We start from the raw sequence: 11,693 nt of genomic DNA on the forward strand, positions 1-11,693 counted from the left end.
CAATGGCATTGAGCTCTGGATTGACCACGTAAACGCGCTTTTGCCTCCTTTTGTCGCTCGGACAAAAGGAGGTCGCCGGCTACGCCGGCGAAACAGCCGCGCCAGCGAAGAGCGATAACCCGCCCCCAAACGAAAAACCCCGCCGGCTACGCCGGCGAAACAGCGGCGCCTGCCAAGCACGATAACCCAACAATTCAAGCGAGACACGACAAAAAAAGGGCCCGCAAATGCGGGCCCCTAGCATTTCAACCCCTCACTGCGAAGGCTGCGTCACCAACTCCAACCCCGCCTGCGACTCATCATCACCGCGTGCAACCAGCACCTTGATGCGGTTCGGCAGCGTTGCCTTGATGCCGTCCACCGGGATCGTGGTAATCAGCCAGTCGGCATTGTTAGCCAGCGTCAGCGTGCCGGAATCGAAGATCACCGTCTTGCTGCCCGCAGTGGTAATACGCAGACGATAGGTACCGCCATTCAGGTCGATGGAATCCTGCCCCGATGCCGGCACGGTAGACTTGAATGCGACGGCCGCGAACGTCGGTGTCACCGAGTTCAGGTCGACGGCCGGAGTCGTCAGGTAGATATCCACATTCTGCGCGTTGAACGATGCATTGAGTGCGCGTACGCGCGCCTTGTCCGAAAAGAGTCCTTTCTCGAACGGATCATCGATCTGCACCACGTCCGCGGCGCTTTCGCTGCCCGGCATGGCTACCGCGGTGTACTTGTGGCCCGTATGGGTGTTGATGGTTGCCCGGCCGAGTTCGGTGTTCGTGCCGGTCACGTTGAACGAAAAGAGCTGGTTCCCTTCGTCCACGCTGCGGTAGGTCGACACGAACTTGTAGGGCTCGTTCAGCAGATTGGTCTTAGCGCCGTTCTGCAGCACGTCGACATTCGGGCCACCCGGAATGGCATGGATCACGCGCACGGTCGGCTTGCTGAGGCCAACGCGGGCGGCCACACCATCATCGCCACCTCCACCGCAAGCCGAGAGGGCTGCCGTAGCGGCAATTGCGAGGCCGAGAACAATACTGGTCTTTGAGCGGAGCATAGAGTCACCTCTTCCGTTGCGTTGTATCGGGAGCGAGTGGCAGCACGGCCGCGCCGATGCGGCGGCTGCAGTAGGCAGGGCGTGCCAACAGGCCGATGAGGCTTTTGCTTAATGCGTGTGGCCTTATTGCAACGATAGGAAGGAACTCTTGGAGGAGGCAGGCGCGGACCTCCGAAATCGGTGTCGGAGGATTCCCACAGGGGATTGACTACGGCACCGTTCCTGGCGCGCGCCAGGAACAGCCAGGCAACAAACGGCTCAACGTCCCGCTACGCCTTCGGCCAGGCCATGACCACTTGGTTGCGCCCATTTCGCTTGGCCTCGTACAGCCCCGCATCGGCAACCTCCACCAGCCGGCTGCTCGGTTGGCCGTCTTCCGGCACGAGCACCGCGGCGCCGATGCTGACGGTCAGGAGGCTGCCGGTGGCCGCGCCGCTGTGCGCGATGCCGAGCGATTCAATCGCGCGCCTGACTTTCTCCGCAAACAGTCGCGCACCGCCTGGCGACGTGGAGGGAAGGACCATCGAAAATTCCTCGCCACCAAAGCGCGCAGGCAGGTCGGCCGGGCGCGAACAGTTGTCGCGCAGCACAGCCGCTACGCGCCGCAGAACTTCGTCGCCGGCGACATGCCCGTACGTATCGTTGTAGGCTTTGAACGCGTCCACATCGATCATCAGCAGCGCGAGCTGGCTCTGCTCGCGCTGGGCGCGCTTCCATTCCGCGTTCAGGTACTCGTCGAAGTAGCGGCGGTTGGACAGCCCCGTGAGCCCGTCTGAATTGGTGAGCCGCTGCAGTTCGAGGTTGGTCTCGAGCAGTTGCTGCTGGCTTTGCCGCAACGCGCGATAGGCCTCGTCACGCTGCAGCAGGTTCAGGTACGAGCGCGAGTGATAGCGGATGCGCGCAACGAGTTCGATGCTGTCCGGCAGTTTCACCAGATAGTCGTTGGCGCCAGCGGAAAACGCCGCGCTTTTCATCGCCGCTTCTTCCTTGGTGGATAGCACGATGATCGGGATGTCGCGCGTGGCCGCGTTGTCGCGGTAGCGGCGCACCAGTGTCAGGCCGTCCACGCCTGGCATGACCAGGTCCTGCAGGATCACCGTCGGGCGCGTGCGCTCGGCGACGGTGACGGCCTCGTCCGGCGTCGCGCAGTAGTGGAAATCGATGTCCGGCTCTGAGGCCAGTGCGCGGCGTACGGCTTCGCCAATCATCGCCTGGTCGTCCACCAGCAGCACCATGACGGGATAGCTGTTGGCTGCGGCGGTGTCGTTGATAGCGGTGATGGCAGTGTTATCGGGTAGTTGCATGCTGGCTTCCTCGATGGCTCGGTCCCAGACGTCCTGGTTGAGCATCGGCGATCTGTGTCGTCTTGTTGATATCGGTTTTCTTGCTGCGCCTGTCAGCCCGGCGACGAGCGCACGCTGCAGCACGCCTGCACCAGGCGCGGCGCAATGGCCGTCAGCGGCAGGATCTCGCTGGCGGCGCCCATCGCCGCGGCGGCCTTGGGCATGCCATAGACGGCGCTGGTGGCCTGGTCCTGCGCGATGGTCAGGCAACCATGGTCGCGCATGGCCTTGAGGCCGCTGGCGCCGTCGCGGCCCATGCCCGTCAGCAGCACGCCGATGGCCTGTCCGCGCCAGTACTCCACCACGCTTTCAAAGAACACGTCGATGGATGGCCGATACAGATACTCGCTGGGCTGCTCGGTATAGGCCATTCGGTTTGGCCCTAGCAGCCGCAGATGATTGTTGGTGCCCGCGATCAGTACCGTGCCGGCCTGCGGGGCTTCGCCCGGCGCCGCCACGCGCACCGGCAGCGCGCACTGGCTGTCGAGCCAATCGGCCATGCCGGGGGCGAACGCTTCGTCGACGTGCTGGACGGCGACCACCGCCGCGCAAAAGTCAGCAGGCAGGGCGCCAAGCAGCTTGGCCAGCGCCGCCGGCCCGCCGGCCGAGGCGCCGATCGCTACCAGGCGCGATGCCGCCAATGTACCCGGCATTTCCCTGATGGCAGGGCGCGGTGCCGCACGCCCAGCGACCAGACGCCCGATATTGCGCATCTTGCGCAGCAGCGGCCCCGCAGTCAGCTTGGCGTCGGACTCGGTGAGCGTGGGCGTATCCACGGCGTCGATCGCGCCGTGCCCCATGGCATCGAACACCTGCGTGGCATTGCGGCCGAGGTCGGTCGTGACCACGACGATGGGGCATGGCGTGGCCGCCATGATGCGGCGCGTGGCTTCCACGCCGTCCATGACCGGCATCAGCAAGTCCATCAGGATCACGTCGGGCGTATGCGAGGCGGCGAGTTGTATCGCCTGCTCGCCATCGCCGGCGACCCAGACGATCTCGAACGCCGGGTCCAGCGCAATCGCGCGGCGCAGCGCGGCGACAGCCAGTGCCGAATCGTTGACGATGCCGACTTTCATGTGCTTGCCTCGCCGATCAGGTCGTGCACCGCGTCGAGCAGCGCAGCGTCGTGGAAGCTGCCTTTGGCCAGATAGTAATCGGCGCCGGCTTCGAGGCCGCGCTGGCGGTCCTGCTCGCGGTCCTTGTACGACACCACCATAACCGGCAACTGCTGCATGCGGGGTTCCTTTCGGATCAACGTAACGAGCTCGATGCCGTCCATGCGCGGCATGTCGATGTCTGTGATGACGAGGTCGAACGGCTCGGCGCGCAGTACGTTCCAGCCGTCCATGCCATCGACGGCGACCGCGACGTCATAGCCGCGGCTGGCCAGCAGCTTGCGCTCCAGTTCGCGCACGGTGAGCGAGTCGTCGACGACCAGCACGCGCTTGCGCCGCACTTGCGCGACGGCCGTGCCGGCCTGGCGTACATGCTCGATGCGTCCGTCGGTGACGAGTTTCTCCACCGAGCGTACGAGATCATCCACGTCGAAGATCAGCACTGGCGTGCCGTCGTCGGTCAGCGCGCCGGCGGCGATGTCCTTGATCTTGCCAAGCGCCGGCGCGAGCGGCTGGACTACCAGCAGGCGCTCGCCGAGCATGCGGTCCACGGCAATGCCATAGACACGATCCTGTTCGCCGATGATGACGACGGGGATGTGGTCGCCATCGAGCGGATGTTCCGGACGCTGCAGCACCTGCGCGGCACTGACCAGTCCCACCGCGCGGCCGGTGTACTGGAAATGCTGGTGGCTTTCGGTCTGCGCCACGTCGTGCCGGGGTACCGAAGCCGCGCTCAGCACATGGCCAAGCGGAAACGCATACGCTTCGCCGGCGACTTCCACCAGCAAGGCGCGCACGACCGACAGCGTGAGCGGAAGCTCCAGGTGGAACTGCAGGCCGCCGCCCGGCGATTGCGCCAGCCGCAGGCTGCCGCGCACGCGGCGCACCATTTCCTGCACCGCATCCAGCCCGACGCCGCGCCCCGATACTTCGGACACGGTCTCGCGCATGCTGAAGCCCGGTAGCAGCAGGAACTCCAGCAGTTCGGCTTCAGACAGCCGCGCCGCGGTGTCCTCGCTGGCCAGGCGCCTGCGCACGATGGCCTGGCGCAAGGCATCGAGATCGACGCCGGCACCGTCGTCGCCAATCTCGATCACCAGCCGGCCCGCATTGTGGCGCGCCTGCAGCAGGATGCGCCCCTCGGCAGGCTTGCCTTGCGCCACGCGCACATCGGATGGTTCGATGCCATGGTCGACAGCGTTGCGCAGCAGGTGCGCCAGCGGCGCATCCAGTGCTTCAAGGATGTCGCGGTCCACCTGCGTGCCGGCGCCCACCAGTTCGAGATGCGCCGCCTTGCCGAGTGAACGCGCAAGGTCGCGCACCATGCGCGCATAGCCGGCCAGCCCGTCGGACAGCGGCCGCATGCGGCAGGCAAGCGCGGTGTCATAGAGCCGCCGCGCGAGGCGCGCCGTGCGGTGCTCGTACTGGTCCAGTTCTTCCTGCCGTAGCGACAGGTGTTGCGCGCCGTCTTCGAGCAACTGCCGTGCGTCCGACAAGGCCGCCATGGCGCCTGCGTCGGCGCCGCTGCCGGCCAGCGCATCGCGCAGCGTGTCGAGTGCCTGCAGCGCGCGCGCCTGTTGGCGCCGCGTCTGCAGCATGGCCCTGGCGAACGGGCGCAGCCAGTGCGATTCGACCATGGCCTCGCCGGACAACGCGAGCAACTGGTCGAGCGATTCGGCGCCCACGCGCAGCATGCGCTCCTGTTGCTCGGGGCCGGTTGCCGTCGAGGGCGGCGAGGGCGGCGAGGGCGGCGAGGGCGGCGAGGGCGGCGAGGGCGGCGAGGGCGCCAGCGTGTCGGCCACAGGAAGCACAGGAAGCACAGGAAGTTCAGGCTCTGCGACGGATAGGGGCTCGCTCGGCGCAACGGGTGCTGTGGGCGGGCTTCCGCCCGGCAGGGCCTGCAGGCGCTGCACCACGGCATCGATATGGGCGCGGCCCTGGCGATCCGCCCAGGCCGGATCGCCATCGGGTGGCTGGCCGATGCGCTGCAGCAGGTCGGTGCCTTGCAGCAAGGCGTCGATATGCATGGCGCTCAGCGGCATGCCGCCCTGCGCGGCCACCAGGCAGTCTTCCATCGCATGAGCAAGGCGCACACCGCCGTCGAGCCCGACAATGCGCGCTGCGCCCTTGATGGAATGCGCTGCTCGCATGCAGGCATCGAGATGGCTCGCCGCAGCGGGCTCGCGCTCCAGCGCGAGCAGGCCAGCATTGAGGACTTCGGCCTGGGACTCGGCCTCGAGTGCGAACAGTTCCAGCAGCGAGGCGTCGCGCAACTGGTCGGGATTCATGCAAGGCTCCGTGTCAGTGCCTGGCGCACCAGCGCGGCGTCAAGCAGGCCCACGTTGCGGCCCTGGTCTTCGAACAACGCCTGGCTGTAGTGCGTCGACGCCCTGGCCAGCGTGGTCGGCAGCGGCAGCAGCGCGCTGCTGCGCACGCGGCGTACGCCGCTGACTTCGGCCACTGGCAGCGCAATGGCGCCGCGGCCTTGCCCGAGCACCAGGAAGCGCTGCCCTTGCCGGGCGCTTGCCGGCGTGTCGGATTCCTCGCCGGTGCCGAACAGCCGGGCCAACGATAGGCACGCCAGCAGGCTGCCGCGTACGCTCGCCACGCCCAGCACCGCGGCGTCGCGGCGGTGCGGAAGCGAGTGCACGTCGCATGGCGCCGTGACTTCTCCAATGGCCTCGGTGGGCAGGGCCAGCCATTCCTCTCCGACGCGGAAGATCAGGCAGGACAAGCCGGTCCCGGCGGGCTCGGCTTCCGGCTCGCTGTCCGCTGGCGCGACGGGCAGCCCGGACATCGCCTGCGCATCGAGCAGGGCCGTGGCGGCGCGGGAATAGGTCGGGCAGTTGCGGCAATGGATATGCGTCGCGAGCAGTGCGCAGCTGCCGTCGCCACGGACGCCGATGCGGCGCCAGCAATCGTCGATCTGCACGTTGACGGGAAAGGTTTGAGCGTCGGCCATGGCTAGGCGGTACGGGTATGGCGCTGCGCGCGCTGGCGCAGGCGCGCGGCGCCGGCGTGGTCGCCCTCGGTGTCGAGCAGCGCGGCCAGATGATGGAGGGCTTCCTGGTGGCCCGGGTCAAGGTAGATCGCCCGGCGATACGCGTCGCGCGCGCTCGACGTGAGGCCGGCCGCGTCGTGGAGCACGCCAAGCATGCAGCAGGCATCGGCGCTCGGGCCCTGGCTGGCGATCAGCGCTTCGCACGCAGCGGTGGCGGCTGCGAGGTCACCGCGGTCGGCAAGCGCCGAGATGCCGGCGAGCGGGGCAGGCGTCGGGGCGGCGGTGCGCTGCACGCGGACCGGCGCAGGCTCGCGCACAGCCGGTGCTGGCTGCGTGCGCAGCGAAACCGGGCGCGGCGGCATGCCGGCAGGCGCCGATACGGCGCTGGCTGGCATGGGTTGCGCGCTCCGTGCTTCGCCGGGGAGTGCCTTGCGAAATGCAAAGGCCAGCGGCACGCCGGCCGACTGCAACCCTTCCGCGCTCAGCAGGCTCGCTTCGGCCGGGCCGACGAAGATCATGCCGTCGCTCGCGGTCAGCCGCGCCAGCGTTTGCACGGCACGCCGCTGCACGTCGGCATCGAAATAGATCAGCAGGTTGCGGCAGAACACGAAATCGTACGGTGCCTCGCCGGTCAGCAGGCTTGCGTCGACGATGTTGCCTAGCCGCAGCTGCACCAGTTCGCGCACGCGCGCATCCAGTGCATACCCGCCCGGGCACGGCGTGAAGTAACGCTCGCGGAAATCCAGTGGTGCGCCGCGGAACGCGTTGCTGCCGAAAATGCCGGCGCGCGCGCGGGCCAGCGCGCGTGCGCTGATATCAAGCGCGTCGATGCGAAAGCGCGCCGCCGGAATGCCAGCGTCGAGCAGCGCCATCGCGATGGAATACGGCTCTTCACCGCTGGCGCAGGGCAGGCTCAGCACGCGCAGGTGCCGCGCATGGTCGCCGAACACGCGATCGGCGGCAAAGCGGCCAAGGGCCATCAATGCTTCTCTGTGCCGGAAGAACCAGGTTTCCGGAACCACCACGGATTCGATCAGCGCCTGGAACTCGTCGGGCTGGCTGTGGAGCAGGTTCCAGTAGGCCGCCACGTCGTGCGCCTGCAGCGCGGCCTGGCGCTCGCGCAGTGCGCGTTCGATCGCGCCGGGCCCGATGGACCGTGCGTCGAGCCCGATGCGGGCCTTGAGCAGTGCCTCGATATGGGTGGCCGTGCTCATGGCAGGCGCGCCTGGCAAACGTCGCGCGCGGCGTCAAACAGCATGGCGTGGACGTCGTCGGGCAACAAGGCGTGGACGCGCACCCATTGCACCAGGCCGCGCTGTTCGTCATGGCGCACCGGCCCCAGGTAGCGCGCCGTGCCGGCGTCGATACCGGAATCGACGAACGACTCCGGCTTGCAACGCAGGGTCTCGGTGGCGTGCTCCAGGCGCAGCCCGAGCAGGCGTGGCGCGTCGCCAGGTGTGCGGCGGTAGTGGACCAGCACGGTGCGCGTACTCGTGCGCAACGCCGCGGGCACGCTCGTGGCGAGCGCGCTCAGGTCGATCACCGGCACGGATTGACCCTGGCGCGACAGCACGCCCGCCACCCACGCGGGGCTGCCGGGAATCTGCTTGAGCGCGGTCAGGGGCAGGACCTCGGCAACCTCGGTGGCATCCAGCGCATAGTGGTCATGGCCCAGACGGAACAGCAGGAACAGTTTCATCGGCGCGTGGCCTCCCGCTCGCTCCACCGCGCTAGACCTTGAAGCGCGACACGCCGCTGCGCAGCTCGTTGGCCACCAGCGTCAGCTCGTCGATGGCCTGGCTCGACTGGCGCAGCGATTCGACCGTCTGCTGCGCGGCTTCGGACAGCTGCATCAGCGCCTGGTTGATCTGCTCGGCGCCGCCTGCCTGGGCCTGCATGCCTTCATTGACCATTTGCACGCGCGGCGCGAGCGACTGCACCTGCCCGATGATCTGCGACAGCTGGTCGCCCACCTGGGTCACGTCGGACATGCCGCGGCGTACCTCTTCCGAGAACTTGTCCATGCCCATCACGCCCGCGGCGACGGCGGACTGGATCTCGCGCACCATCTGTTCGATGTCGTAGGTGGCCACCGCGGTCTGGTCCGCCAGCCGGCGGATCTCGGTGGCGACCACCGAGAAGCCGCGTCCGTACTCGCCAGCCTTTTCGGCCTCGATGGCGGCGTTGAGCGACAGCAGGTTGGTCTGGTCCGCCACCTTGGCGATCGTCGTGACGACCTGGTTGATGTTGCCGGCCTTCTCGTTGAGCGTGGCGAGCTTGGCATTGACCGAGCCGGCCGCATCCATCACGTGCTGCATGGTGGCTTCCATGCGCGACAGTCCGACCTGGCCGGTACCCGCCAGCCCGGCGGTCTGCTCGGCCGCGTTCGACACCTCGTTGATGGTGCGGACCAGGTCGCGCGCGGTGGCGGAGATCTCGCGCGAGGTGGCACCGATCTGCGTCGTGGTGGCGGCGGTTTCGGTGGCCGTGGCCTGCTGCTGGCGGGCGGTCGCGGCAATCTCGTTGACCGAGGTGGTGACCTGGATCGCCGAGCGCTGTGCCTGGCCGACCAGCGAGGTCAGCTCGCCCGTCATCTGGTTGAAGCCCTGCTCGACGTCCTGGAACTCGTCGCCACGGCCCAGTGACATGCGCATCCGCAGGTCGCCGCCGCGGATGCTGGCCAGCAGGCCGACGATGGAGCGCATCGGCACGGTAATGGCGCGCAGCAGCAGGTAGCCACAGATGGCGGCCATGGCCACTGCCACGAGCAGGGCGACTTCGATGCCGATCTTGGCCGAACCGACGGCCGCATTGATGCCGTGCGCGGCTTTCTCGTTGACGGCGTTGTTGTCATCCACCAGGGTCTGGGCGAGCTTGCGTACTTCCGCCCAGAGCTGGTTCGCCTCACCGCGCAGCAGCGCTTCCGCCGCCTCGCCGCCTTTCCAGCTTGCCGGCTGCGTCAGCGGCAGCGCCAGCTGGTCGTACCGGCTGCGCGCCGCCTTGTACTGGCTGAAGGTCGTGCGGTCGCTGTCGCGCGTGATGGTGGCTTCGTACTGCTGCTCGAGCCGGTCCAGCCGCTGGTGGACTTCGGCGCTTTGCTGCTGGTAGCCCCGGCGCTGGCTGTCGCTGCCGGCCTTGACCGTCTCCCAGGCAAGGACATAGACCTCGCCCCAGGCGCCGCGGATGCTGGTGCTGTAGTTGAGGCCCGGCAAGGCATCCTTGAGCATCAGGTTGGTTTCCCGCTCGATCGCCGACAGCCGGTTGTAGGCCACCACCCCCATCAGCGCCATGACCAGCAGGATAAAGGTAAAGCTCGCCAGGATGCGCGTTCGGATAGTCCAGTGGTTCAAGGTTCGGTTCCCGTTTCCGTTCTTCTTCAAAGGCAGGCGCCGCGGCACCAGGGCCGGCTGCGTGCCGTTGCGCGGTAGGGTACTGTAACGCCGGAGGCGTTTCAACGCCGAGGGCCGGTCTGGCCCCGAGCGTTGCTGGGCTGCATTGGTGCGCGCGCCGGTTTTCCGGAAGCGCTTGCTTTTTTTATGGTTTTCGTCACACTTCCAGAATCGCAGATCTGGTAACAATGTCGATAATTGCAAATGAGGCAGGGATGGTGGCCAAGTCGGGAGCGAAGGCGGCTGGCGCTTCGCCAGACGGGGAGACCGATCCACTGACAGGGGTCGGGAATCGCCTGGAATTCCTAAAACGGCTGGAGGCACGCCTGCATAGCGAGGCAGTGCCCCGCTGCGCATTGCTGTTGATCGGCATTGACGATTTTCGCGCCTTCAACGACATGCATGGCCATGCCGAGGGCGACCTGATCCTGCAGGGCGTGGCACGCCGGCTGCGCGATGCTTCGCCGCGCGACGCCGTCATCGCCCGCATCGGCAGCGACGAGTTTTCGGTGCTGCTGCCGTCCATTTCCGATCCGACCCTGGTGCGGCACGTTGGCGCCGCCATCCTTTCCATGCTGACCGCGCCGCACGAGCACAGCGGGCGCCGCCACCACGTGCTCGCCAGCATCGGCGCATGCGTGATGCCGGCTGCCGGCGATCTTGCGTCGGATGCGCTCGCGGCGGCCAGCCTGGCGCTGGCCCGTGCCAAGCACGACGGCGGACGCACCATCCGGTTTTTCAAGCCGCAGATGCGGCAGGATGTGACCACGCGGCTGTCGCTGGTTCAGGCGCTGCACGAAGCGTATGCGCAGCGCCAGTTCGAACTGCACTACCAGCCCCAGGTCGACCTGCGCACTGGCCACATCCATGGGGCCGAGGCGCTACTGCGCTGGCGCCATCCGACTCGCGGCCTGCTCGCGCCCGCCAGCTTTATCGATGCCCTGGCGGCCAGCAGCGTGGCCAGCGATGTGGGCATGTGGCTGCTGCAGACCGCCTGCGCGCAGGCGCGTGCCTGGTCGCTGACGCTGCCGCAGGCGCCGCGCGTGGCCATCAACCTGTTCGCGGCCCAGCTGGCCGAAAGCCGGCTGGTGACCGAGGTGCGCCACGTCTTGCGCTCGCTCGAACTGCCGCCGGCCAGCCTGGAAATCGAGATCACGGAGACCATCGCGCTGCAGCAGGGCGACGAGGTGTCCGACCAGCTCCAGGCCCTGCGGCGCGACGGCGTGACCCTGACCTGCGACGACTTCGGCACGGGCTACGCCTCGCTGAGCTTCCTCAAGTCGTTCCCGGTCGACCGGCTCAAGATCGACCAGTCCTTCGTGCGTAACGTGACGCAGGACCCGGTGGACGCCGCCATCGTCCGATCCGTGATCAACGTCGGGCAAAGCCTGCAGATCGGCGTGGTGGCCGAGGGCGTGGAAACGGTCGAGCAGCGCGACTTCCTGCTGGCCAACGGCTGCTGGGAGGCGCAGGGTTACCTCTATGGGCGGCCGATGCCAGCGGAGCGCCTTACGGAGCACTTGCGGCAACAGTCGGGGGTTTGAGGGAAAGGGGGGCCATGCCCCCCCAGCCAGTATGGTCGCCGCCTTTGGCCGCCAGAACGGCCGGCAAAATGCGGCTGTGACTGGCGGAGTTGTTTCCACCTTTGACTTCCCGCGGCGCAGCCGACGCCATCCGCGCTGCGATTCCCGGCGCCGGTCCTGCCTCCGCAGCGCAGCCGCGGCCGCCATGCCCCGTTCAGGGGAAATACCCGCTTACAAAGTCTTGTCCGCGCAGGACACCCCCAAGCGT

At 67.5% G+C, this 11,693-nt stretch carries 9 protein-coding genes; 1 reads left to right on the forward strand and 8 read right to left on the reverse strand.

Annotated elements, in window-relative coordinates:
• Positions 1-253: 253 nt before the first annotated feature.
• From KHO41_RS20405 to KHO41_RS20440, 8 genes are all read right to left on the reverse strand, one after another.
• Positions 254-1,048: a DUF4397 domain-containing protein gene (locus tag KHO41_RS20405; RefSeq protein WP_211955112.1), complete on the reverse strand. Its 795-nt coding sequence runs from the start codon at positions 1,046-1,048 to the stop codon at positions 254-256.
• 269 nt (positions 1,049-1,317) lie between these two features.
• Entirely contained in the window at positions 1,318-2,352 is a 1,035-nt protein-coding gene (locus tag KHO41_RS20410; protein ID WP_376989570.1) for a diguanylate cyclase, read from the reverse strand.
• 92 nt (positions 2,353-2,444) lie between these two features.
• Positions 2,445-3,470, reverse strand: coding sequence for a chemotaxis response regulator protein-glutamate methylesterase (gene cheB / locus KHO41_RS20415; RefSeq protein WP_211955113.1), 1,026 nt, complete (start codon positions 3,468-3,470; stop codon positions 2,445-2,447).
• Complete coding sequence (locus KHO41_RS20420) at positions 3,467-5,800, reverse strand: hybrid sensor histidine kinase/response regulator (RefSeq protein WP_211955114.1); 2,334 nt, start codon at positions 5,798-5,800, stop codon at positions 3,467-3,469. The genes cheB and KHO41_RS20420 overlap by 4 nt, the downstream gene beginning before the upstream one ends.
• Positions 5,797-6,474, reverse strand: a complete 678-nt coding sequence (locus KHO41_RS20425) for a chemotaxis protein CheW (RefSeq protein ID WP_211955115.1) — start codon at positions 6,472-6,474, stop codon at positions 5,797-5,799. Before KHO41_RS20425 ends, KHO41_RS20420 begins: the two co-directional genes overlap by 4 nt.
• A 2-nt stretch (positions 6,475-6,476) precedes the next feature.
• The gene (locus tag KHO41_RS20430; RefSeq protein ID WP_211955116.1) at positions 6,477-7,727 is read right to left on the reverse strand and encodes a CheR family methyltransferase; all 1,251 of its coding nucleotides are present in this window, start codon (positions 7,725-7,727) and stop codon (positions 6,477-6,479) included.
• A complete protein-coding gene (locus KHO41_RS20435; RefSeq protein WP_211955117.1) occupies positions 7,724-8,212 on the reverse strand; it encodes a chemotaxis protein CheW in 489 nt (162 codons plus the stop codon). Before KHO41_RS20435 ends, KHO41_RS20430 begins: the two co-directional genes overlap by 4 nt.
• A gap of 31 nt (positions 8,213-8,243) precedes the next feature.
• Positions 8,244-9,863 carry a methyl-accepting chemotaxis protein gene (locus tag KHO41_RS20440; protein WP_211955118.1) on the reverse strand — a complete coding sequence of 540 codons (1,620 nt, stop codon included), beginning with the start codon at positions 9,861-9,863 and terminating at the stop codon, positions 8,244-8,246.
• Between the two features lie 254 nt (positions 9,864-10,117).
• On the opposite strand from KHO41_RS20440, the gene KHO41_RS20445 reads away from it, so the two are divergent.
• Positions 10,118-11,446 (forward strand): putative bifunctional diguanylate cyclase/phosphodiesterase, encoded by a 1,329-nt coding sequence (locus KHO41_RS20445; protein ID WP_211955206.1) that lies wholly within the window; start codon positions 10,118-10,120, stop codon positions 11,444-11,446.
• Positions 11,447-11,693: the final 247 nt, after the last annotated feature.

It is taken from the genome of Cupriavidus numazuensis, assembly GCF_905397435.1.
In the GTDB taxonomy this organism is placed as follows: domain Bacteria; phylum Pseudomonadota; class Gammaproteobacteria; order Burkholderiales; family Burkholderiaceae; genus Cupriavidus; species Cupriavidus numazuensis.